The sequence below is a fragment of the Parabacteroides distasonis genome, from assembly GCF_004793765.1.
Lineage (GTDB): Bacteria > Bacteroidota > Bacteroidia > Bacteroidales > Tannerellaceae > Parabacteroides > Parabacteroides distasonis_A.
In genome coordinates this window covers 105,375-130,732 of record NZ_SRYM01000004.1, presented here as the reverse complement: position 1 = coordinate 130,732, position 25,358 = coordinate 105,375, and the positions used below count along the sequence as shown (strand labels likewise).

Below are 25,358 nucleotides of genomic sequence, written 5' to 3'. Positions count from 1 at the left end.
CTTCATAAAAAATGCACTCCAAAAGTTTTGTGTCTAACTTTTGGGGTGCACTTCATTCATCGAGATGTCCCGGGGGATTTTCTTTGATTTAGTTCCGTATTAATCTTGTTTCAAGATCAAGGCGGAAGAGGCGCTTACGGTAGTTTTACCCTGTACGGAACCTTTACCGTCCGGATAAATCCGACCGTCTTTACAAACCGGAACCCATGTTCCTTCCGGCAGAGAAACCGTTACCGCCTTCCGGTTCCCGTTAAAGATAACCATAATCTTCTTCCAACTATCCCCGTTCGCATGTTCCCCTAAGGTATACGCTACGACACCGGGCTGGTTCACTTCTTGGAATTGAAGGGCCTCCCTCACTCCCTCGGCCGTGGCGATACGGAAGGCCGGGTGCGACTTACGAAGGGCGACCAAATCCTTGTAATAGTTGAAAACATCCTTGTTTTTTGCCTTTAAAGACCAGTCGATCTCATTGATTGAATCGGGCGATTGATAGCTGTTATGCACACCCTTCTTATCGTGCAGCAACTCCTCTCCTGCCCGCATGAAGGGGACTCCTTGCGAGGTAAAGATGATGGTCTGGGCCAACTTACCGAATCGTACCAACTCATCCGGGGTAACGTCTTTCGGGGCCGAGAGCTTCAATTTATCCATCAAACAAAGATCATCGTGACAAGAAACATAGTTGATCACTTGCGTAGGCTTGTTCGCATAAGGCGCTTTGCAATATAATATTTGGTTATAGTCGATTTGCGGATGGCGGATAGCGCCTACAATACCGAACTTAATAGACTCCTCGTTACCTTCCGGCTTTCCGGAGGCGAAACCGGCCTGTGTAGCCTCGAACACGCTTCCTTTTAAAGCGTCCCGCAGGTCATCGCTAAATACGGCCACGTCATTCAGTTTCGGGGCGTTTACCTTAATCGCCCGTTGCTCTTCCGGTAGCGGGGAATCGCTGGCGGTCCAGCCCTCGCCGTATACGAAGATGGAAGGATCTAGTTTGGCTAACTCGGCTTTTACCTCGTTCATGGTCTCTACGTCATGGATTCCCATCAAGTCGAAACGGAAACCATCCACATGGTATTCCTCGGCCCAATATTTCACGGACTCCACGATATAACGGCGTACCATAGCCCGCTCGGAAGCGGTCTCATTACCACAGCCAGAGGCATCCGAATAGCTTCCATCCGGTTTATGACGGTAGAAGTAACCGGGAACGGTCAAACTGAAATTCGACCCGTCCCCCACAAAGGTATGATTGTAAACCACGTCCATGATCACACGGATACCATTCCGGTGCAATCCCCGCACCATCTCCTTGAACTCACGGATACGTACCTCGGGATTGTAAGGATCGGTGGAATAGCTCCCCTCGGGGGCGTTATAGTTCTTGGGATCATATCCCCAATTGTACACATTATCTTGCAGGCGGGTCTCGTCCACCGAGCCATAATCGTAGGAAGGAAGGATATGGACATGGGTAACGCCCAACTCCTTCAGATGATCCACGCCGGTAGCCACGCCGCCCGGCCCTTTCGTACCGTCCTCCGCCAAGGCGAGGAACTTACCTTTATGCGTCACGCCGGAGTTCGCGGCGATCGAGAAATCCCGGTGATGCATCTCATAGATGATAATATCGGAGAAGCTTTTCAGCTCGGGAGATTTATCCGCCTCCCAGCCCTCCGGATCGGTAGCCGCCCAATCGATCACGGCCGCACGGTTTCCGTTCACCCCGACGGCTTTCGCCCAGATACCGGGAGTCTCATCCAGCCATTTATCGCCCATACGGATCTGGAAGGTATAGAAGGTACCTTTCAGATCCTCGCTCACGGAGATACGCCACGTACCCTTGTCTGAGGATTTCATCGGCAACCGGCGAATAGGCTCCCCTCCCTCACCGGAGGCGTAAAGGTTCAAGCGGACTTCTTCCGCCGTCGGAGCCCAAAGGGTAAACACGGATTTCGTGGGAGAGTAAACCAACTCCAGGTCGTCTCCCTCATAGGAAGGATATTCATCAAAGGATTTGTATTCTTTCGGCGAGTTGCAGCTAAGCAACAGCGACAGGTATATAGATACCGGAACTAAGTGTCTCGTCATGGCTGATTCAGTAATTTGTTTTCAATCACAAAGATAGAAGATTCGAATCAAATTCGCCAACGAAACAGAAAAGAAGAGGCGAAAAATCTACCGCAAACGTTTTCGCCTCTTTCGCTCATTCATGGTATATTAGAACGGAACCTCGTTACTGCTACCTTGACTCAGGAAGTCAGCTCCCGGCGACGGGATCGGGGGCATCGGGTCTCCACCATTCATGGTCGAAGAGAATTCCCTTACCGCTATATCTTCCCCTACGTTCATAAACTTGGCGAACTCGCTCTTAAAACGCAGCCGGACATCCCCTACGGCACCGTTACGATGCTTGGCGATAATGATCTCGGCGAGACCGATCAGGGAATTTCCCCGCTCGTCTTCCGTAATCTTATAATATTCGGGACGGTGGATGAAACATACCATATCGGCATCCTGCTCGATAGCTCCGGACTCACGCAAGTCGGCCAGCTGCGGACGCTTACCTTCCACGCCTTGACGGGCTTCCACACCACGGTTCAACTGTGACAAGGCGATGATCGGGATATTCAATTCCTTCGCCAATCCCTTCAACGAACGGGAGATCGTACTCACCTCCTGCTCACGGCTACCGAAGTTCATACCGCTGGCGTTCATCAACTGAAGGTAGTCGATAATGATACATTTGATGCCATGCTCGCGCACCAAGCGACGGGCTTTCGTTCGCAGCTCGAAGACGGACAAGCTCGGGGTATCGTCTACGTAGATAGGGGCGTCGTAAAGCTCCTTGATCTTAAAGTCCAGCTGCTCCCACTCGTAGCTCTCCAAGCGTCCGCTCTTGATCTTCTCGCCCGGTATCTCGCAGACATTCACGATCAGACGGTTTACCAACTGCACGTTACTCATCTCGAGCGAGAACAGGGCGACAGGCGTATTGAAATTCACCGCCATATTCTTCGCCATGGAAAGGACGAAGGCCGTCTTACCCATGGCCGGACGGGCGGCGATAATGATAAGGTCTGAATTCTGCCAACCGGAAGTCATCTTATCCAAGCCCTCGAAACCCGTGCGCAATCCGCTCAGACCTTCCTTCTGGAGGGCCGCCTTTTGCAACATCTCCATAGCGTCCTTGATGACGGGGTTGATCTGGGTGACATCCTTCTTCACGTTACGTTGCGAGATCTCGAACAACTTGCCCTCCGCCTCTTGCATCAGGTCCTCCACGTCGAGCGTCTCATCAAATGCCTTTCCTTGGATCATCGCCGTGAAAGAGATCAACTCCCTCGCCAGATATTTCTGGGCGATGATACGGGCGTGATACTCGATATGGGCGCTACTGGCCACCTTGCTGGTAAGTTGAGAAATATAGAACGGGCCTCCTACCTCATCCAGCTCTCCCCGCTTCTTCAATTGCTCCGTTACGGTAAGCATATCCACGGGACGCTGGCTCAACGCCAAGTCTACGATAGCGGCATAAATCTTCTCATGCGCTTTCTCATAGAAACACTCCGGCTTCAAGATCTCGCTGACGATCGAGTACGCGTCTTTCTCCAGCATCAACGCACCCAACACAGCTTCCTCCAACTCACGGGCCTGTGGCTGAAGACGCCCCATATCGGGGAGCATCTCCACAGGCTTTTTCCTTCCTCTTCCTGTATTTCTTGTTCCTTCTGCCATCATTCTTTCTATTTGGGGAGTCAAAGGTAATATCTTTTACCCATTTCTGAAAAAGATTCTTTATATTTAGGAATTAAAACCTGTCGAATCATGAAAGCGTATTTTATCGGGTATCCATGGCCCGGTCAGCATGGATACCGGGCTCTTCTTCTACTTCAACGAAGAGGGGAAATACGGGATTGGATAAACGACCAGTACTACCTAGGTAGTACTGGAGTACTTCTTAGGCAGTACTCGGGTACTTCCATGAAAGTACTCGAGTACTATTACCAGAAGTATCGCCATACTCCCAGAGAAGTAAGCCAATGCTAACGTAAACTGGAAACAATATTGCTGTCAGCAATCGCTAGCTTCTACGGGATGAACGTCCCGATCTACATGGAAGATGCCGTATGGTTTCGTGGTTATCATCTTGCTCTCGATCTTGTTATCCGCTACGGCCTTTTTCATATTCAGGAAGATCAAATGGTCCTTAGGATATTAAATAAATAAACCGGACGCAGATCACCGTACCTGTCGGTGTCATCTGCGTCCGGTAAATATCAAGTTCGGTATATCTTTATCTTGGCTTACTTATGCGTATCCTCGAGGATATAACGCAAGGTTCCGGCATTTACCAAGTCCTCTTGCGAGATGGTGTAGCCCTTTAACTTTTTATCGCCGGCGAAAACGTCCTTGATGTAGATCGCTTCCGGATTACTATGCTTAGACTCGATTACCAATTCACCTTTAGGATAGAATTTCTTGTCGAGCTGGATCGTAACCTTATCGAAAGTCGGGGAAGTCAATACATAGTTCACGTCGCCCGGACAAGCCGGATAGAAGCCCATCATGGAGAAAATAGCCCAAGCGGACATCGTGCCCGTATCCTCGTTACCCGGTACACCGTTCGGGGCGTTATGATAGCAATCCTTCAACAACTGACGGACCAACTTCTGGGTACGCCAAGCCTCTCCCTTGAAATAACTAAATAGATAAGGATAAGCGATATCCGGCTCGTTGGCAGGATCATAATTGCCATCATCGAATACTTTCTGCAAATTATTGACGAACTTCTTGTCTCCTCCCATCAACTTAGCCAGTCCCTTAATATCATGAGGGACATAGAAGGTATAATTCCATGCGTTTCCTTCATGGAAACCGGGGCTAGGCTCGAAGTTCTCGCCTTGTTTCGGATCGAACGGAGAGTAGAAGGTGCCGTCCGGCAAGATAGGACGCAGCGTTCCGAACTCCTTGCTATAATAATGCTTGTAACCTAAAGAACGGTCACGGAATAGCTTGGCATCCTCTTTCTTACCCAAGGCCTGAGCGAAATTAGCCAAGTTCCAGTCGGCGATATAATATTCCAGCGCATGAGATACGGAGTTATCGTATTGCTCACGCAAAGGAACATAGCCCTTGCTGAAATAATCGTTCGCGTCCGGACGAAGCAGGTTGAACTCTCCCGGGGTAGTAGCGCCTTTACGCATCGCCTCATAAGCGGTTTGCTCATCAAAGTCGCGCAAGCCGCGCATCCATGCGTCTACGATATACGGGATCGAGGGATCGCCCTCCATCGTAAAGGTCTCACGTCCGTAAAGCTCCCATTTCGGTAACCAACCGTTTTCCCGATACATATCCAGCATCGTACGGATGATATCCAGTTGACGCTCCGGATAGAGCAAGGTCATCAGGGTACTTACATTACGGTAGGTATCCCACAAGGAGAAGACCGTATAACGGCCACGCGACGGATCCACCTTCCCTACCTCCAGGCTCTCCATCTTCGGATACTCGCCATTCCAGTCATGCAAGATGTTCGGATGGATCAGCAAATGGTAGAGGCCGGTATAGAAAATGGAACGTTCATCCTCCGTACCTCCCTCCACCTGTATACGAGAGAGCTCGTTGTCCCACATCGTGCGGGCCAATGTCCGGGCTTGCTCGAAAGGAAAGCCGTTCATCTCCTGTTCCATATTCTCACGGGCATTCTGGATGCTCACATAGGAGATGCCCATCTTCACGGAGATTTGCTCGCCCTCGTCCGTATCGTAATCGAACCATACGCCGATATCGTCACCACTCATCTCACGAGTATAGCTGGTATATAACTTATACTTACCGGCATCGGCATCCCATGCCGCCTCAGCCTTCATCTCACGTTGCTTCTTCCAATAGCCCATCCGCTTCGGAGCCTTGCTCACCTTCATCACGAAGTAAACGGGGAAGACAGCTTGAGCGTTATAGCAGAACGTGCCTAAGAGCTTGCTACCCTCTATCTCCGTATCACTAACGACACGTACCGTGGCGCCCGTCTCATTCGTCAAGCCTTCTCCCAGATTCAACAGGATATGCCCCTGTCCTTTCGGGAAGGTAAAACGGCTCAAGCCCGTACGCAGGGTGGCAGTCGCCTCGGCCTTGATATTATATTTAGTCAAGACGTTACTATAATAACCGGGATAGGCTACCTCGTCTTTATACTCACTGCCATACGCCTTGTAATCTACGTTCAGTTCGCCCGTTGTCGGCATCACTAACAAGCTGCCCAGTTCCGGACATCCCACGCCACTCAAGCTGCCATGAGCGAATCCTGTAAAGAATTTATTGTCTGCCGAGTAAGGAGTAGACCACCATTGACTATCCTTGTCAAAACGATTCTTCTCCGACCCCATGACGTTGAAAGGAACCACGCTCATCATACCTTGCGGACAAACCGCGCCAGGATTCGTCGTACCGTAATTGCTCGTACCTATGAAGGGGTTCACATAATCTACCGGTTGCTGCGCCGTAGCGAACAGACTGCCACACAACAGGAAGGTCATTAGCTGTTTCTTCATTTGATAAATGTATTTTAGTTGATAATTAATTGATTCATACTTACCAAATCACGATCTCATCCGTGAAGATGAAACCCTTATTCGCCTCTTTTGCCTTGATACAGATATAGCGTGCTTTCCAATCGCCGTTAAACGTATATTCCTGAAAAGACAGGTCTTTATCCGTATTGGATACCGTAGTAGGGATAACACCTTGCGAGATATAGCTCTCTCCGTCTTCCGATGTCAGCAACTCCACTTCTCCCGGTTGGAACACGCCCGGGCCGATCAATTGCATAAAACGGGACGATACCTTATGAATATCCGTTATCTCTCCCATATCCACCACGCAGTCCAAATCATTCAAATAACCTTGCCAACGACCGTCCAGATAGGTCAAGCCTCCCCTGTAGCCGTCCAGCAAGGCATTCATGCCACCGGCCATATAACCGCTATACAACTTACTATTATAATGTATAGGCTTATTGATACCCCGATGATAATCTACCTTCTTCTCGGTAGGCGTTCCTTGAAGCTGCCCGTCACGGAAGATAGCGGCTCTGACATCGGCAGAGTCTTTCACTACGATCGGGCCGTTATAAAGTTGGGAAGAGGAGGTGGGAATAGAACCGTCTGTCGTGTAACGTATCTCCGCCGGATATTTCTCCGCATCCAACGTCACCTTGATCTCTTGCCGCAAGGTATCTACTTCCATCGTGGTCTCGATCTCATCCGAGAGCGTGAACGTATTGATACCCATCCGTTGCAGAACCGGTATATTTGCGTTCATACGAGGCTTAAAGTCCTCCCAGCGACGATCCTCTTGCGGAGTCCATCCAATCTCGGCGACTGCCAAGGCACGAGGGAACATCATATACTCCAGATGCTTCTCATCCTTGATATACTCCGTCCATGTATTTGCCTGTACCCCTAGGATATGCTTACTTTCCTCGGCAGTCAACGAATCCGTAGGCACCGGATTATAACTGTACACCCGCTTGATCGGCGTATAACCACCAATGGCATACGGCTGTGTCTTTGGATCGGCTTGATAGAAATCGAAATACATATAACCACCCGGTGTCATGACCACGTCATGTCCCATGCGGGCAGACTTGATTCCCCCTTCCTCACCCCGCCAAGACATGACGGTAGCCTCCGGAGCCAAGCCCCCTTCCAGAATCTCATCCCAACCGATCAATTTGCGGCCTTTGGAAATCAGGAATTCCTCGGCACGATGAATCATATAGCTCTGCAACTCATCCACGTCCTTCATCCCGTTCCGGCGCATCAAACCTTGACATTTCGGGCAGGTCTTCCAAGCTCCCTTCCCGGCCTCGTCTCCCCCGATATGGATATATTCGGAAGGGAACAACTCGATCACCTCAGACAATACATCCTCCATGAACGTAAACGATTTCTCGTTGCCGATGCAGAAATCACCCGTCGTATAAGGTTTGCCGGCACAACTCAACTCCGGGTACGCCACGAACACCTCGTCCGAATGCCCCGGGAATTCGATCTCAGGTATTATATTAATATGCCGGGCCATAGCGTAATCCACGATCTCACGGATATCCCCCTTCGTAAAATAACCGCCATACGCCCCCGAAGTTCCTTCCGGCAGATACTTGCGATCTTTTCCATCCCACCATTTCTGCCAATCTGATTCCGTACGGAAAGCCACATCCATAGTCAGTTTCGGATATTTATCTATCTGGATACGCCAACCACCAGCATCCGTCAAATGCATATGAAGCGTATTCAACTTATAATAAGACATGACGTTCAATAACTTCATCACCTCCTCTTTCGGGAAGAAATGACGGGAGACATCCAGATGCAAGCCACGATACGGGAAACGGGGATTGTCTTGGATCGATACGCAAGGAATCCCTTTCGGTGTATACAACTGGCGCAAGGTCTGTTCCCCATAAAACAATCCGGATTTAGAGGCGGCTCTTAACTCGATCCCCTTCTCGGTCACGTTCAACGCATATCCTTCCGGAGTTCCGCCGTTGAAAGACTCATCGACCACGTAACGGATCGTACCCGATTGATCATTCCCGAATACGAGATTAGTATCTACTTTGAAATAACCGCCAGTCATCTCTATATGGACTGGCTTAGGGATTAAATTCACCTGCGGAACCTCCTTGGGAACACAGGAAAAAAGTACTGAGGAACAAGCAAGAGCAAGTCCGGTTACTTTCATGTAAGACCGTTTTGGCAACGTCATAATACTTATTTTTTAGTTGTGTTATTCTTGGTGCGTAAATATACGACAATAATAGACAATATCAAAAAAGCGGAAAGACTATTGTCTCCCCGCTTCAGAGTTATTTTAAGATGTATATATTCTAAAATTAATGTCTAGGAATTGCTTCTTTTACAACCATCTGACGACCTTCGTACTCAGCTTGGTTCAATTCCTCAATAGCTTTTTGAGCCTCAGCCAGGTTAGGCATTTCAGCGAAAGCGAAACCCTTAGAACGTCTAGTATCACGATCAACAATTAACTTTACTGAATCAACAACACCATACTCTTCTAATACTTGTTGCAAATCAGACTCTCTTACTCGATAACTCAAGTTTCCAATGTAAATATTCATACGAAAAAAATTAAAAATAAATTAATAATAAAACAAGTGATGTTAGTGAAGATCGATTTCTAGAAGAATATATTATCATTACTGAGAATAGAAACTCGAAGATAAAGAGCAAAACAAACTATCTTTTGTTTGTTGATGCAAAGGAAAGCATTCTTTTTGGATAACCAACTATAAAAACCGATTTATTAATTTACCTTACCTTTACGAGACTACTGATGTGAGCTAAGGAAACTACCAACATAAACCGCATAAAAAAGAAGAGAATCCCGAAAGATCCTCTTCTCTATTTGAAAAAGCCGCACTGTAGATATGAACAAACTCCGTATGACAGGATTTGAGTGCTTTGCCACCTTTGTAATCCGCCGTGCTAAGCATACCCCGAAAGGCGCGGCCCGCCATTGGCAACAAGAGCTATGTCTCGGAATTAAAATAAACTGATGAGTTCCCCAATCGAACAAGTGCGGCTTAACTCATTCCCTGTTTATCTTTTTCTTGTTACAAAGATATGTAATCGTATCGACATGACCAAACAAAAACAACAAAAAAAGAGTCTCCTTTTCGAAGAGACTCTTTTTTAACTATACAGCAAAAATCTTATTTCACTTTAGCTACGATAGCCTTGAACGCTTCCGGATGGTTAACGGCCAAGTCTGCCAAAACTTTACGGTTGATCTCGATACCAGCAGCGTGCAAAGCACCCATCAGGCGAGAATAAGACAAACCTTCCATACGAGCGGCAGCATTGATACGCTGAATCCACAAAGCACGGAAATTACGTTTCTTGTTACGACGGTCGCGGAAAGCATAAGTCAAACCTTTTTCCCATGTATTCTTCGCTACAGTCCAAACGTTCTTACGTGCACCATAATAACCACGGGTTAGTTTTAAAATCCGTTTTCTTTTTGCTCTTGAAGCAACATGATTTACTGATCTAGGCATAATTCTAATCTGTTTTGAATGTTAGCGTCACCTCTTAGGATGAACTTGATTGCTAAATGCATTCGGTTAATAAAAATCGTTATAAAACTCGCTTAATGAATAAAGATTACTTCATGCAAAGCATCTGCTTTACGTTGCTTACATCAACACTAGCTACCAAACCCGTGTGAGTAAGATTTCTCTTTTGCTTCTTAGTCTTCTTTGTTAAGATATGACTCTTAAAAGCGTGTTTTCTTTTGATCTTTCCTGATCCGGTAAGGGCGAACCTCTTTTTGGCACCGGAATTAGTCTTCATCTTAGGCATTTTCCAATTATATTTTAATTATTAAACTTAACCTCCCTTCTATCAGGGACGGATTTTATTCTTCTGTTTTCTTATCACTCTCGCTTTTAGGCTTAGGTGTCGTGACCACCTTCTTTACGACTTTCGGAGTTGCAGCCGGAACAGAACCTGTACCCGCCTTCTTCGGGGAAAGCATAATAATCATACGTTTTCCCTCTAATACCGGTAACTGTTCCACTTTTCCGTAATCCTCCAAATCATTGGCAAAACGAAGCAGCAAAACCTCTCCCTGTTCCTTAAAAAGGATAGAACGACCTTTAAAGAACACGTAAGCTTTGACCTTAGAACCTTCTTCCAAAAATCCCTTAGCGTGCTTCAACTTAAAATTGTAATCATGATCATCTGTCTGAGGTCCGAAACGAATCTCCTTCACGATCACTTTCACAGATTTTGCTTTTTGCTCTTTCTGACGCTTTTTTTGCTGATAGAGGAATTTCTGGTAGTCGATTACTCTGCAAACGGGGGGCGCAGCATTTGGTGAAATCTCAACTAGATCCATCCCCTGCTCTTCCGCTATTTTCAGCGCTTGAGCGATCGGATAAACACCCGTCTCTATATTGTCACCTACTAAACGAACTTCACGAACACGAATACGTTCGTTGATTCTATACTGTTCTTTCAGATTGTCATTCTTCATTCAAAAAGATTTATTCTCCTCGTTATTAGTTATTTAATCATTACTTTTTTTGCCAGCGATTCATCATTTCCTCTACCTCGCCATTCAAAAGTGCTGCAAAGGTAGCAATTTTCATCGAACCTTTATCACCTTCGCCCTGTTTTCTTACAGAAACTTCACCATTTTCTGCTTCTTTTTCTCCAACGATGAGCATATAAGGAATTCTTTTCAATTCATTGTCACGGATTTTACGGCCGATCTTCTCATTTCGGTCATCTACGATAGCACGAATTTCCTGATTACCCAACTCACGTGCGATTTGCCAAGCGTAATCATTGAACTTCTCGCTGATCGGCATGATACATACCTGCTCCGGCGTCAACCATAACGGGAACTTTCCGGATGTGTGCTCGATCAATACGGCTACGAATCGCTCCATGGAACCGAACGGCGCACGGTGAATCATAACCGGACGATGTTTCTGGTTATCGGCACCCGTATATTCCAATTGGAAACGTTCCGGCAAATTATAATCTACCTGAATCGTACCTAACTGCCAGCGACGGCCAATAGCGTCTTTCACCATGAAATCGAGTTTCGGACCGTAAAAGGCTGCCTCTCCATACTCTATCTTAGCTTTCAAGCCTTTTTCCTCACAAGCCTCTACAATCGCTTGCTCTGCTTTCTCCCAGTTCTCGTCGCTACCGATATATTTCTCACGATTCACCTTATCACGCAAGGAGATCTGAGCCTCAAAGTTCTCAAAGTTCATCGTTTTGAATACGATCGAGATGATATCCATCACGTTCAAGAATTCCTGCTTTACCTGATCGGGACGGCAGAAAATATGAGCATCATCCTGTGTAAAGCTACGTACACGAGTTAATCCGTGCAACTCACCGCTCTGCTCATACCGGCAAACCGTACCAAACTCAGCTAAACGCAACGGCAGGTCCTTATATGAGCGGGGAGAGTTTTTATAGATCATACAGTGATGAGGGCAGTTCATCGGTTTCAAGAAGTACTCCTCGCCCTCCTCCGGCGTATGGATCGGCTGGAAAGAATCCTTACCGTATTTAGCGTAGTGGCCGGAGGTAATGTACAACAATTTATTACCGATCGGCGGACACATTACCTCTTGATAGTTATAACGAGCTTGGATACGACGCAAGAACTCTTGCAGACGTAAACGTAAGGCAGTACCTTTCGGCAACCACATCGGTAACCCCTTGCCTACCGTATCGGAGAACATAAATAAATCCATCTCCTTACCGATCTTACGGTGGTCACGTTTCTTGGCCTCCTCCAGCAATGTCAGATACTCATCCAACATCTTCTTTTTCGGGAAAGTGATACCATACAAACGAACCAATTGCTTGCGTTTCTCATCGCCACGCCAATAAGCACCAGCGACGCTCAATATCTTAACCGCTTTCAAGTAAGAAGTGTTCGGCAAATGCGGACCCCGACACAAGTCCGTGAAAGACCCCTGTGTATAGGTCGTGATCGTACCGTCTTCCAGCTCACTGATAAGCTCTGTTTTATACTCTTCACCTCTATCACCGAACATCTTCATGGCATCCGCCTTAGTAATGTCCTGACGTTTGATTTCTTCTTTCTTGGCTACCAACTCTAGCATCTTAGCCTCGATAGCGGGGAAATCACCCTCTTTGATCACGGCCTCCCCCGGATCCACGTCATAATAGAAACCGTTCTCGATCGCCGGACCGATACCGAATTTAATACCCGGATATAATTCCTGCAAAGCCTCTGCCATAAGGTGAGCACTGGAGTGCCAGAACGCATGTTTACCTTCCTCGTCTTCCCACTTCAAAAGTTTCACCGCAACGTCGTCGTTGATAGGACGGCTTAAGTCCCAAACCTCTCCATTCACGCTTGCAGCTAGGACTTCCTGTGCCAAACGAGAACTAATGCTTTCCGCTATCTGCATAGCAGTCGTTCCCTTTGCATATTCTCTTACGGAATTGTCCGGAAATGTAATCTTTATCATATTCTATTCTCTAAAATTCTTTATATTTAGCCCACAAAGTTAATATTTCTTTTCTATCAGCGAAACATTTAACTCGAATAATTTGCGTTATCATCGGCTTGTCATTCGCTTGATGATACTATAAGCGTTGTAGATACCCAACTCACCCGCCTTGCTCAAGTCGGCGATACCCTGGTTCACGTCACCTTGCGACAGACGAGCCAACCCACGATTGTAGTAAGCCTCGGCAAATTCAGGGTCTCGCTCGATTGCCTCGTTGTAATCAACGATAGCAGCACGGAAATCACGCTGGGCGCAACGCAGGTTCGCACGGTTAAAGTAGGCGTACACAAAACCCGGGTTCAACTTGATCACCATATCGTAGTCCCTCATGATCTGCTCATGCTCATAGGCTCTCTTATTATCCTTCAACATAGCACTACGGGGGTCTACCGACGTGTTGGCGTTTACCCGCAACCGGGCAGACCCGATATTCAAGTTCATCCCTGAGCCACTCAAGTCGTATGTATCCTTGTTAGCCTGCTGGGATTGGGTGTACATCAATTGCTTATAACGTTCTACGGCACGATTGAAATAGGCCATCGTAAACGAGGGGTCTCGCTCGATCGCTTCCGAGAAATTCTTGATCGCCTCCGAGAAATCCTGCACCAACATGAAGTCCATCGCACGACCGAAATAAGCGTTAGCATTATTCGGATCACGCTCGATCTCCGCCGAATACTCGTCGATGGAGGCGAAATGCACGGCGATCTGATCTTCAGTCAAAGCAGCTTCCTCGTTCGTGATACGCAATTTACGTTTCAGGGCCATCTGGCCATTGTAATCCTCTACCATCTTGTCATAATAAACAAGTTTCTTTACGGGATCTGCTTTCTCGTAATAAGTTAGGACAAATTGAGGTTCCAGATCCACATGTACATTCCAATCTTGTACACGTCCGCGGACTTCGCTTTGGTACTTACTTTTACGCTCCTGCTCCTTATCGTATACCACCAAGCGGTTGAACTTATTGATATTCTTATCGGATTGCTCACGAGTATTCTCCTCCGAATCGTCCGTCTTGGCATCTCCGTTCACCACCGTATTGGAGCCAGAAGACGATGTCTTCGGGAGCTGTCCGTTCTTGGCCTGCTCCTCCATCTTTATGGCTGCCCAATAATCACGGTCTGCCCCCACGTTATCCCCCAGCTTACGCTTTGCTTCCGAACGGCTCACAAAGCCCGGCAGGAAAGTAGGATATTGCTTCAAGACCACGTCGTAATCCTGCACGGCCCCCCGGTAGTCGCCCGTCTCGAAACGGAGCAACGCACGGTTGTAATAAGCCATATAGTTATCTGGCTCTTGCTGGATAACGACATCGAAGTCCTCGATAGCCCGGTTATTATCCCCGACTTGGAACCGAAGCAAACCCCGGTTGAACCGTGCGATCAAGTTCCGGCTATCCATGCTGATTACCTGATCGTAATCGGCCATCGCACCTCTCAAGTCATTCATCTGATAACGGACTAATCCCCGGTTAATATAATATCCGCTCTCACGGGTATCCAGCCGGAGTGCCTCGTTCAAATCAGCCAAGGCATTCTTGTAATCCTCCATTTGATAATGAAGGATCGCACGATTACCATACGCCGGCGCATAATAAGGGTCCATCTCGATCGCCTTATTATAATCGGCCAAGGCTTTCAACGTATCCCCTTTCTCCAGATACATAGCGCCCCGTGTCATATAATTCATGGAATATTTCGGATGGGCAGTCATTAAATCATCGAAAGTCTTCTCCGCCCCGTTGTAGTCTTTTTTCTGGATAAAAGCCACCGCCATATTCACCAGCATCTGGCGGTCTTCGGATTTGAACTCAAGTCCTTTCCGGTAATCGTCGATCGCCTCGCCGTATTTCTCCTGACTTTGGCGGGCGATGCCGCGAGCATAATACGCTTGCGTTAAAAAAGGGTTCCGCTGAAGACATAAAGTACAGTCTTCCTCGGCCCCCTTAAAATCGTCCAGATTTATCTTCGCCACCGCACGGTAGAAATAGGGTTCCGCCAACCAAGGTTTGGATTTGATAACCTGATTGAAGTACTGAATGGAAAGAACATAATCCTCAAAATAAAGGGCGTTCCTACCAATGGCCAATACACGGTCCGTATTAATCTGCGCAAAAAGCGAAATCGTAAATATCTGTAATATCAAAAAGAGTATTGCCTTCTTCATCCTATTAAAAATGATTGAGAGGCAAAAATAAGTAAATTATCTTACTTAGACTCTATTTTTACCATTAAATGATTCTTCGTTATCTTATCGCTCTCTTTTACATTGAGCTCTACAACGACTCCCGCTATGGGAGCGACCACCCGGTTCTGCATTTTCATCGCCTCATGGATCAACAGAAGTTGCCCGGCTTCCACGGCCTGCCCTTCCTCTACCAAAATCTTGATAATTGTTCCGGGAAGATGAGAAACCACGTCACCAGCCGACGGCTTATGCCACATCGGTCGGTTCTTATACTTCGCTGTCAACAACGTCTTATATTTACGTGCCGTCACCACAAAGTCTACATATTCTTCTTGCTGGTGTTTCTTTTCCATACTCTCATCAATTTAGAACGGAGGCAAACCGTGCTTCTTGGCCGGTCTGTATTCCTCTTTTAGAATGGAAAGCTTCAGTGCGTGTAGCAATAATGAACGGGTTTCTTTCGGTTCGATCACAGAGTCGATAAATCCTTTGGAAGCCGCCACGTACGGGTTCGCGAATTTCTCGATATATTCTTTCACCTTCTCCTGACGCATAGCGTTCTGATCTTCCGCCTCCATGATCTCCTTGCGGAATATGATGTTAGCTGCGCCTTCCGGACCCATAACAGCGATCTCCGCACTCGGCCAAGCGAACATGAAGTCAGCGCCCAAGTGACGGGAGTTCATAGCTATATAACCTCCACCGTACGCCTTGCGCAAAATAACCGTGATCTTAGGAACAGTAGCTTCCGAATACGCATACAGAACCTTAGCCCCATGACGAATCACACCCGCATGCTCTTGATCTACGCCCGGCAGATAACCCGGCATATCCTCCAACGTGATGATAGGAATATTGAATGAGTCGCAGAAACGGATGAAACGAGCGGCCTTGTCAGCGCTATCACAATCAAGCACGCCGGCCAAAACCATCGGCTGGTTGGCTACAAAACCTACAGTCTCTCCTGCCATGCGGCCAAAGCCGATCACAATATTAGCGGCCCACAACTTTTGGATCTCCAAAAAGTCCGAGTCATCGACGATACATCTGATAACGTCTCGCACATCATACGGCTGTTTCGGGTCCGCCGGAACTACTTGCTCGATATTCAGCATAGCGGAGGGCTCTTTCGGCTCAACCACTTTCGCACGCTCCTGATTATTCCAAGGGATGAAGCTAACCAAACGTTTCACCTGATCGAAACATTCTTGCTCGCTCAAGGCATAGAAATGAGCGTTACCTGTAGTCTCCGCATGAACACGTGCGCCACCAAGGTCTTCCATAGAGATGTCCTCACCCAACACGGTCTTGATAACGTTCGGTCCCGTGATAAACATCTTGGAGATGTTCTCAACCACAAACACGAAGTCCGTCAACGCCGGAGAATAAACAGCACCACCAGCACAAGGACCGAGGATCAAGGAAATCTGAGGAATCACGCCCGAGGCGATCGTATTGCGATAGAATATTTCACCATAACCAGCCAAAGCACCAACGCCTTCTTGGATACGTGCGCCACCCGAGTCATTGATTCCGATGATCGGACATTTCATCTTCAACGCATGGTCCATGATCTTGGTGATCTTACGAGCATGTTGCAAACCTAACGAACCACCGGCAACCGTAAAGTCCTGCGCATAGATGCAAACCGGGGCACCAAAAATCGTACCCGTACCGGTAACCACACCATCACCCGGCAGAACTTTCTTCTCCATACCGAAATCACGGCCATCGTGTTTCACGAACATGTCATACTCATGGAAAGAGTTCTTATCCAGCAAAGCCAAGATACGCTCCCGGGCAGTAAGCTTACCCATCGCCACTTGCTTTTCGATAGCAGCCTCACCACCGCCCATCTCGATAACGGCTTTCTTTTCCCTGAGGGCCTCAATGTTTTTACTTAAATCTGTCATATTGTTATTTATAGATTTATTATTTACCAACGGCCTTTGCCCGGTAAGAGCAACGAACCGTCCCTTTAATAATACTATTTAATTTGCCTTTGTTCAATTGGCGGCGAATAGCGGAGACATTGTCGATAAAGACATGCCCCGTCAAATGCTCGCACTCATGCTGCACGATACGGGCGGCGAAACCTTCCACCACTTCCTCGTGCTCCTCCCAATTCTCATCCCAATATCTCACACGAACCGTTTTCGAGCGAGACACTTTCTCGTGTATACCCGGCAGGCTCAAACAGCCTTCCTCCATAGCTATTTCCTCCTCGCTACGTTCCAAAAACTCGGGATTAACCAACGCACGCTTGAAACCCTTGCATTCAGGGAAGTCATCTCCCATCACATCACCGTCTATAACCACCAAACGGATAGACAAGCCCACCTGAGGAGCGGCAAGTCCTACCCCATCGGCATTATACATCGTTTCAAACATATTGGCAACCAACTGTTTCAAGTCGGGATAATCTTTAGGTACATCCTCAGCCTCTTTTCTTAGTACGGGCTGACCATATAAAAATACGGGTAAAATCATAAGTTATAACTGATATTTTTTACTTTCTAAATAAGCTTGCAAAATAATAACGGCGCTAATCTCATCGACCAGTCCTTTATCTTGCCGTTTCTTTTTCTTTAAACCACCTTCCAACATGGCCTTATGAGCTAAGACCGACGTGAACCGCTCGTCGTAATAAGTTACCGGGATACTTGGTATCGTCCTTTTCAGATGGGTCACGAACGCCTCCACATACTTCATGTTCTCAGAAGGCTCATTGTTCATTTGCTTCGGAAGCCCGACCACAAATAAATCCACCGGTTCCTGCGATACGTAATCCGACAAGTATCTCACAACCTCTCCACTTGGGACTGTCGCCACGCCGTTAGCGATCATTTGTAAAATATCCGTAGCGGCTATCCCCGTACGTTTCCGGCCGTAATCTATTGCAATTATTCTTCCCATCGAGCGCGAATATAGCATAAATATAAATACGGATTACACAAATCCGCAAAAAGTGTGCAACGAATCGGATCAATACGCATTCTTCTCTCCCTTGAACATGTTCAGTACTGTAACCACTATAATCTTTAAATCAAGGAAAAACGTCCAATTCTCTATATACCATACATCTCTCTTCACACGCCCTTCCATCTGCTCCAGTGTCTTGGTCTCACCCCGATAACCAGTGACTTGCGCCCACCCCGTTACTCCCGGTTTCACCAAATGCCGCACCATATACTTATCGATCAATGCCGAGTACTGCTCGGTATGCTTCAACATATGCGGACGAGGGCCTACCACGGACATATCGCCCAGCAAGACGTTCACGAACTGAGGAAACTCATCAAGATTCGTCCGGCGCAAGAAATCGCCGATCCGGGTCTTCCGAGGATCATTCTTGACGGCCTGCAAAGTATCAGCCTGTGCGTTCACCTTCATTGTACGAAACTTAAAACACTCGAAGTCACGCCCATACAATCCCGTACGTTTCTGCTTAAACAAGATCGGACCGGGCGAGCTTAACTTGATCATCATACCGACCACGATGTACAGGATCGGATAAATCGTCAGCAAAATCACCAAAGAGAACAATATATCGAACGCTCGTTTCAAGAACCGGTTATAGGCGGATTGCAAAGGCTCCCGGCGAACCGTCAGCAATGGGATCGATTCCATCACCTCCATCACCATACTCTTCTTTACATCCCGGTAAAACTCGGGCACGATATAGAAACGCACCATCTTCTTCTCGGCGAAATTCAGAAGCCGTACGATCTTTCCGTTATTCGTACCTGGCAAGGTACAATAAATCTCATCGATATCATGCTCTAGCACATACGCTTCCACCTCACTCGTCTTACCCAAGTAATTAGGTAAAACGTCTTTCAACGAGTCATTGTCGTCAAAGAACCCCTTTACACTAAACCCATAACTCAAATCATCTTTCATGACTTGGTAAAGCTCCATACCATTCTTTCCAGCACCCACAATCACCACCTTTTTAAAATTATAGCCTTTTCGCCTATAAAACTTTAAGGATAAGCGCACAAAAACCCGCCAAAGCGAAAACAAGATGATAGAAACCCCGTAATAAACCAAGAGGAAAGTAGCGAGAATATCTCCTACGTTCAAGAATATCAAGCAAGTAGCAAATAAAAAGATAAGTACAGTAACCAATCCGAACGCCCGTTGCACGATCTTGTCGATAAACACGACCGCCAAATGCACTCGAATTGGGATAAAATATAAAGAGAAGAAATAACAGAAATTCAATAGCAGAATAACCTCTCTCAAATTATAGGATATCGCTTCCGTGTATTTCGGGCTAAGCAAATGAAAAACGGCCATAAACAAGAGATTCAATACAATCAAATCTCCTACACCAATCAGCCATTGGATTAAATAACCATGTTTTTTGTTTAATATCATAGCAATTCGATAAATTCTCGCAAAAGTAAGTATTTTTCGGCGCAAAAAAAAGGCCATACTTAGAAGTACGGCCTTTTTAAAGTATTAATTCGTAAATTAATTATTAGCGCTCATAATTACTACACGGTTCCAGCTATTTTCACCATAAGGTTGTTCGTCAGAACCTCTCCATTCGATCGTGATCTGGCTAGAAGAGATACCGTATTTATCGATAAGTTCCTTAGCGACCGCTCTAGCACGTTTCTCTGAAAGACCCATGTTATAATCAGAAGTACCCGTCTTCTTGTCAGCGTAACCAACCACCTTGATCGGAGCGTTATTGTTCTTCATGAACTCAGCTGTGTTATAGATATTGATCTGCTGGTTCTTGTCGATCTTAGCGCTGTTGATGCGGAAGTAAACCACATTGTCAACGTAGTTATTTACAACCTCAGTAACTGTCTCTTGGCACTCAGGGCAAGAAACCGGACGCTTGCTCAACTCATCATTAGCGGCACGCAAAGAGTTGATTTGGCCGTTCAAGTCGTTCAACAAAGCATAATCCATCGGCTCCAATACCTCAAAGTCTGTCTTACCCAATTTGAATGTCAAACCAGCGCTCAACTGAACGATACCGTCTGTAAGGTGATTCATCTCAACACGGTTGAACTGCTCGTTCAACAAAGAACCTTGGATCTCAACATTCAAATCAACACGTTTGCTCAAACGGAAGGCGGTCAAGATACCAGCGTTCAACGTAGGGGACTCCGTTCTTGGACGATCGTAAGACTCTGTAGTCTTGAAACGCTGCGCGTAACCAAAACCGACCCAAGGAATCAAGCGGAACACTTTAGATTCTCTGTAAGGAGCCCAGAAGTTAGTAACATCCCACAACAAGTCTACGTGAGCGGCTACATATTTATTATGTTGCATAAACTGTGCGCCATCACCTTCAAAACCGTGGATAATACCACCATTTAACTGGGTACGGAATCCTAAATACGGATTAAACCACTTACCAAAAGACACTTGTGGAGCGAAGTTTAAACGATTCTTGAAATCAGCCTCTCCATTTTGGTCTCCTAATAATACGCTAGCTCCACCCGCAATTGAAATAAACCAATTGTCGCGAGCTTTATTCTTCTTGAAATTAGTCTTATAACCAGCCTCATTGCTGAACCCCACCTGCGGTTGATATTCCTGTGCTGCCACAGAAAATACAAAACCTGATAACAAAGCTAAAAGTAAAACCTTAGTCTTCATATTTTCAACATTTTTAATTAAACAATCAATTACCTAATATCTTAAAATTGGCACAAATTTAACTCTTTTTGTAAATACAACAAATAAAATCTTCAAATTGTTTCGAACTCACTCGAAATAGTTCAAAATTTTATAGCCCCCCTCTTTTAGATAAGACTCCTTCTTCATTAGTTTTATATCATTCTTCACCATATCCTCGATTAAAGCCGCTAATGAATACTCCGGTTCCCACCCTAAACGGGTACGTGCCTTCGTAGCGTCGCCGATCAGCAACTCCACTTCCGTAGGACGGAAATACTGTGAATCTACTCCTACAACTTCCTCACCCACACGTTTTTTAAAGTTTTCCAGATAGGCATCACCAACCTTCTTGACAAACAATTCCTCGTCTATCAACTCTAAAATAGCGACCTCGTCTACCCCTTCTCCTTTAAAGTAAATTCCCACGCCAACTTCCTCAAAAGCCATACGGATAAAGTCTCGAATCGTGGTAGTTATCCCAGTAGCTATGACATAGTCCGAAGGTTCATCTTGTTGCAAAATAGCGTACATGGCACGCACGTAATCTTTTGCGTGTCCCCAATCCCGTTTGGAAGAAAGATTACCCATATAAACCTTTTTTTGCATACCCAAAACGATACGTGAAACCGCCCGGGTTACCTTACGGGTCACAAACGTCTCCCCTCTTAACGGAGACTCGTGATTAAACAAGATGCCATTGGAAGCATGCATATGATAAGCCTCTCTATAATTTACCGTAATCCAGTAACCGTATAGTTTCGCTACCGCATAAGGGCTTCTCGGATAGAAAGGAGTAGTCTCCCTCTGTGGCACCTCTTGTACCAAGCCATACAACTCAGATGTAGATGCCTGATAAATACGTGTCTTCGGGATCAAGTTCAGCAAGCGAACCGCCTCCAGAATACGTAATACGCCCAAGCCATCCGCATTCGCCGTATATTCGGGAGTATCGAAACTCACTTTCACATGACTCATGGCAGCCAGATTATAGATCTCATCCGGCTGGACCTCGCCAATGATACGTGTAAGATTCAAACTATCCGTTAAATCGCCATAATGCAGGATCAAATTACGGTTTTCCACATGCGGATCTTGATATAAATGATCAATGCGATCCGTATTGAACATGGAAGAACGACGCTTGATACCATGTACCGTATATCCTTTCTTGATCAAGAACTCAGTAAGATAAGCCCCATCCTGCCCCGTAATACCTGTTATTAACGCTACTTTACCCATTTCTCTAATTTTCAATTCTCATTTATCATTTACCAACTCCCAAGTACCACTCATAGAGTCGCTTCACACCCTCCTCAATCTCGATCGTATGATGCCAACCTAAGGCATGCAACTTACTTACATCCGTCAGCTTACGAAGCGTACCGTCCGGCTTGGACGAGTTAAACCTCAGCTCACCCTCGAATCCGATCTCTCGTTGGATCAATTCGGCGACTTCACGGATCGAAAGCTCGATACCCGTACCTATATTAATATGTGTATTACGAACCTCGCCCTCCCTTTGGCGGAGATCCTCGAAATCCACGTGTTCCATGATATAAACAGAAGCGTCAGCCATCTCCTCGCTCCATAAGAACTCACGAAGCGGCTTGCCGGTTCCCCACAGCTCCACCTCGCCCGGACAAATACCCTGTTTATCCAATACGGAGAGGATTTCCGACTCGGTAGCCTTCCCAGACACACCCTCTACCGGACGAACATCCATATCCTTACGCAAGGCCTCCCAATCTCCCGTATGCAGGCATTTCGCCAAATGGATCTTACGGATCATGGCTGGCAATACATGGGAAGTCTCCAGATTGAAATTATCATTGGGCCCATAGAGGTTCGTAGGCATCACAGCGATGTAGTTCGTACCATATTGCAGGTTGTAACTCTCGCACATCTTGATACCCGCTATCTTGGCGATCGCATAAGGTTCGTTGGAATATTCCAAAGGAGATGTCAGCAAGCAATCCTCTGGCATGGGCTGCGGAGCCTCACGGGGATAGATGCAGGTGCTTCCCAAGAATAACAATTTCTTTACGTTGTTTTTCCAAGAGGCATGAATGACATTATTCTGGATCATCAAATTATTGTAGATAAAATCGGCACGGTACAAACTGTTCGCCATGATACCACCGACGTGTGCCGCCGACAAAAACACATAGTCCGGCCTTTCAGCAGCGAAGAACTCGTTCACGGCGACTTGATCCGTCAGATCCAGTTCCGCATGCGTACGGAGAAGGAAGTTCGTATACCCTTTGCTGCGCAAATTATTCAAGATGGCGGAACCTACCAAGCCCCGGTGACCGGCTACAAATATTTTACTGTCTTTTTCCATACCATGTCTCGTATTCTGAACTACTTCTACTTACCAATCAACCTCATCAAATACTGGCCGTACTGATTCTTAATCATTGGCAAGGCAACTTGCTCAAGTCGCTTCTCATCAATCCATCCTTGCTTGAAAGCGATCTCCTCCAGACAAGCCACCTTCAGGCCCTGTCTCTTCTCGATCACCTCCACGAAAGTAGATGCCTCAGATAACGAGTCGTGAGTTCCGGTATCCAACCAGGCGAATCCACGTCCCAATAGCTGGACTTTCAACTCCCCATCCTTCAAGAACCACTGGTTCACGGTAGTGATCTCCAGCTCTCCACGGGCGGATGGTTTGATATTTTTGGCCACGTCCACCACCTTGTTTGGATAAAAATACAATCCTACCACGGCGTAATTCGACTTCGGTTCCTTCGGTTTCTCCTCGATACTGAGGACGTTCCCGTCCGCATCGAACTCCGCAACACCATAGCGTTCCGGATCGTTTACGTAGTAACCGAACACGGTCGCTTTTTGTTCGTTCTCCACCTTGTAAACAGCCTCTTTTAACATACGGGTAAAACTCTGTCCGTAAAAGATGTTATCACCAAGTACCAAGCAAACGGAGTCATTGCCGATAAAGCGCTCTCCAATGATGAAAGCTTGCGCCAATCCGTCCGGCGAAGGTTGCTCGGCATATTCAAAACGAACCCCATAATCGGAGCCATCGCCCAGTAAACGACGAAAGCCCGGCAAATCCTGCGGAGTCGATATGATAAGAATCTCCCGTATCCCCGCCAGCATGAGCACGGATATCGGATAAAAAATCATCGGCTTATCATAAATAGGTAGAAGTTGCTTGGAAACTCCTTTAGTGATCGGATACAAGCGAGTACCCGATCCACCGGCTAAAACTATACCTTTCATATTCTTTCCATTTTATTCGACAATATTAGTTTAGGATCGATTCCTTACCGTCCCTAAAACTATACAAAGTTAAACAAATAATAATAGATTAACGTATCGTTTTCAAAAAATCGTCCATATTCTGATACAATAGGACGCCATAGCGCGCACAAGTTAAGCGCACATTATCATACCGGTAAAACCCGGGCTCGCAAATCACCCGCAATTTTCCGGAACGCAAGACGATAACCAATGATAGAGTATGAATACTTTCTCACAAGCTTATCCATTCCTGTTCGCAAGCTGTCTAATTCTATAATCACCGCCACTGATTATAAAACCGCCGTCAGCGATTGTACAATCAGCGGCAGTGATTATAGAATCAGCATCGGCGATTATAGAATTTATTAAGATGCGACAGGCTTTGTATATAGAGAGAAGATTGTTTGCTTCATGGAGAAACAAACTTTATAACGAGCAAGAACGAACTCTTCATGGATTCAGTCCATAACTCGTAGCTTGTACGGCGTGCGATAAGATATAAGCGGCAGGCGTATCGTTTGAAGGAGAATAGCCATCGGAAAGCCTCTGGATTACGGATTCCTTGTTCGTGCCCAGTACCGGGACCAATAAGGGGGTGCCGTTCAAGATAAGCGGTCCCGTCATGGTGATCCGGTATTGGCCGGTAGAAGGTTGCTGGGATACCGCATAGTTACGGCTATCCGACAATAGCTCCATAGTGGTAGGGAAAATGGATGCCGTATGGGAATCCTCACCTACGCCGAGGATAATGCAATCAAACGTAGGCATTTGGTTGAACAACGGCAAGAATTCCTTTACGACCCACGAATAACGCATCGCCTCAATACCCGGCTCGTTCTCGCCCTTGATCCGGTGGATATGGTCCGCCGGGATACGCAAAGGCTTAAAAAGCAAATGATTCGCATGACCGTAATTACTATCCGGACTCGTTGGTGGAACACAACGCTCGTCCACCCAAAAGAAACGGATGTTATCCCAGTTAATCTTATCCTTATACTCATCTACCCAAAGGGAAAACATATGCTTCGCTGTCTCCCCTCCCGAGAGCGCTAGGTTAAACGGAGCGAAGTCTTTCCGGCGAATCATCGCCATCATGTCCTCCGTCATCGACCGAAGCGCCTCTTTCATCTCATTATATCTCTTTATTTCCATAAAA

General features: G+C 46.5%; 20 protein-coding genes and 2 pseudogenes. 1 reads left to right on the top strand and 21 read right to left on the bottom strand.

Annotation, left to right across the window (positions count from 1 at the left end):
• Nucleotides 1-99: 99 nt before the first annotated feature.
• Together pulA and dnaB are read right to left on the bottom strand one after the other, a co-directional pair.
• On the bottom strand, nt 100-2,097 hold the full coding sequence (gene pulA / locus E5342_RS02580) for a type I pullulanase (protein WP_121735725.1): 1,998 nt from the start codon (nt 2,095-2,097) through the stop codon (nt 100-102).
• Nucleotides 2,098-2,226: 129 nt separating this feature from the next.
• Nucleotides 2,227-3,744 carry a replicative DNA helicase gene (gene dnaB / locus E5342_RS02575; RefSeq protein ID WP_121735726.1) on the bottom strand — a complete coding sequence of 506 codons (1,518 nt, stop codon included), beginning with the start codon at nt 3,742-3,744 and terminating at the stop codon, nt 2,227-2,229.
• 342 nt (nt 3,745-4,086) lie between these two features.
• Here dnaB and E5342_RS19970 point away from each other — a divergent pair.
• A pseudogene (locus tag E5342_RS19970) lies at nt 4,087-4,228 on the top strand (CorA family divalent cation transporter); the annotation flags it as partial.
• A gap of 85 nt (nt 4,229-4,313) precedes the next feature.
• Here the strand turns inward: E5342_RS19970 and E5342_RS02570 are convergent.
• From E5342_RS02570 to pgl, 19 genes and pseudogenes are all read right to left on the bottom strand, one after another.
• Entirely contained in the window at nt 4,314-6,560 is a 2,247-nt protein-coding gene (locus tag E5342_RS02570; protein WP_121735727.1) for a GH92 family glycosyl hydrolase, read from the bottom strand.
• A gap of 40 nt (nt 6,561-6,600) precedes the next feature.
• A complete protein-coding gene (locus E5342_RS02565; protein ID WP_135958760.1) occupies nt 6,601-8,778 on the bottom strand; it encodes a beta-N-acetylhexosaminidase in 2,178 nt (725 codons plus the stop codon).
• 127 nt (nt 8,779-8,905) lie between these two features.
• Nucleotides 8,906-9,151 carry an RNA recognition motif domain-containing protein gene (locus E5342_RS02560; RefSeq protein ID WP_135958759.1) on the bottom strand — a complete coding sequence of 82 codons (246 nt, stop codon included), beginning with the start codon at nt 9,149-9,151 and terminating at the stop codon, nt 8,906-8,908.
• Between the two features lie 594 nt (nt 9,152-9,745).
• Nucleotides 9,746-10,090 (bottom strand): 50S ribosomal protein L20, encoded by a 345-nt coding sequence (gene rplT / locus E5342_RS02550; protein ID WP_005857682.1) that lies wholly within the window; start codon nt 10,088-10,090, stop codon nt 9,746-9,748.
• Nucleotides 10,091-10,196: 106 nt separating this feature from the next.
• Entirely contained in the window at nt 10,197-10,394 is a 198-nt protein-coding gene (rpmI, locus tag E5342_RS02545) for a 50S ribosomal protein L35 (RefSeq protein ID WP_005857684.1), read from the bottom strand.
• Nucleotides 10,395-10,449: 55 nt separating this feature from the next.
• Nucleotides 10,450-11,070, bottom strand: a complete 621-nt coding sequence (gene infC / locus E5342_RS02540; protein ID WP_121735730.1) for a translation initiation factor IF-3 — start codon at nt 11,068-11,070, stop codon at nt 10,450-10,452.
• Between the two features lie 40 nt (nt 11,071-11,110).
• Nucleotides 11,111-13,060 carry a threonine--tRNA ligase gene (thrS, locus tag E5342_RS02535; protein WP_121735731.1) on the bottom strand — a complete coding sequence of 650 codons (1,950 nt, stop codon included), beginning with the start codon at nt 13,058-13,060 and terminating at the stop codon, nt 11,111-11,113.
• A gap of 90 nt (nt 13,061-13,150) precedes the next feature.
• Entirely contained in the window at nt 13,151-15,271 is a 2,121-nt protein-coding gene (locus E5342_RS02530; RefSeq protein ID WP_121735732.1) for a tetratricopeptide repeat protein, read from the bottom strand.
• A 41-nt stretch (nt 15,272-15,312) separates the two neighbouring features.
• A complete protein-coding gene (locus E5342_RS02525; protein ID WP_121735733.1) occupies nt 15,313-15,645 on the bottom strand; it encodes an acetyl-CoA carboxylase biotin carboxyl carrier protein subunit in 333 nt (110 codons plus the stop codon).
• Nucleotides 15,646-15,657: 12 nt separating this feature from the next.
• A complete protein-coding gene (locus tag E5342_RS02520; RefSeq protein ID WP_121735734.1) occupies nt 15,658-17,205 on the bottom strand; it encodes an acyl-CoA carboxylase subunit beta in 1,548 nt (515 codons plus the stop codon).
• A 19-nt stretch (nt 17,206-17,224) separates the two neighbouring features.
• Nucleotides 17,225-17,782 (bottom strand): peptide deformylase, encoded by a 558-nt coding sequence (gene def / locus E5342_RS02515; protein ID WP_135958758.1) that lies wholly within the window; start codon nt 17,780-17,782, stop codon nt 17,225-17,227.
• Nucleotides 17,783-17,785: 3 nt separating this feature from the next.
• Nucleotides 17,786-18,208 (bottom strand): Holliday junction resolvase RuvX, encoded by a 423-nt coding sequence (gene ruvX, locus E5342_RS02510; RefSeq protein WP_121735735.1) that lies wholly within the window; start codon nt 18,206-18,208, stop codon nt 17,786-17,788.
• A 69-nt stretch (nt 18,209-18,277) separates the two neighbouring features.
• Nucleotides 18,278-19,675 carry an undecaprenyl-phosphate glucose phosphotransferase gene (locus E5342_RS02505; RefSeq protein WP_121735736.1) on the bottom strand — a complete coding sequence of 466 codons (1,398 nt, stop codon included), beginning with the start codon at nt 19,673-19,675 and terminating at the stop codon, nt 18,278-18,280.
• A gap of 96 nt (nt 19,676-19,771) precedes the next feature.
• Nucleotides 19,772-20,917 (bottom strand): OmpA family protein, encoded by a 1,146-nt coding sequence (locus E5342_RS02500; protein ID WP_005857701.1) that lies wholly within the window; start codon nt 20,915-20,917, stop codon nt 19,772-19,774.
• A 108-nt stretch (nt 20,918-21,025) separates the two neighbouring features.
• A complete protein-coding gene (gene gmd, locus E5342_RS02495) occupies nt 21,026-22,177 on the bottom strand; it encodes a GDP-mannose 4,6-dehydratase (protein WP_121735737.1) in 1,152 nt (383 codons plus the stop codon).
• Between the two features lie 25 nt (nt 22,178-22,202).
• Entirely contained in the window at nt 22,203-23,279 is a 1,077-nt protein-coding gene (locus E5342_RS02490) for a GDP-L-fucose synthase family protein (protein WP_135958757.1), read from the bottom strand.
• A 26-nt stretch (nt 23,280-23,305) separates the two neighbouring features.
• Entirely contained in the window at nt 23,306-24,181 is an 876-nt protein-coding gene (gene rfbA / locus E5342_RS02485; protein WP_121735739.1) for a glucose-1-phosphate thymidylyltransferase RfbA, read from the bottom strand.
• Between the two features lie 88 nt (nt 24,182-24,269).
• A pseudogene (locus E5342_RS20255) lies at nt 24,270-24,401 on the bottom strand (nucleoside 2-deoxyribosyltransferase domain-containing protein); the annotation flags it as partial.
• A 251-nt stretch (nt 24,402-24,652) separates the two neighbouring features.
• Nucleotides 24,653-25,354, bottom strand: a complete 702-nt coding sequence (gene pgl / locus E5342_RS02480; protein ID WP_121735740.1) for a 6-phosphogluconolactonase — start codon at nt 25,352-25,354, stop codon at nt 24,653-24,655.
• Nucleotides 25,355-25,358 lie beyond the last annotated feature (4 nt).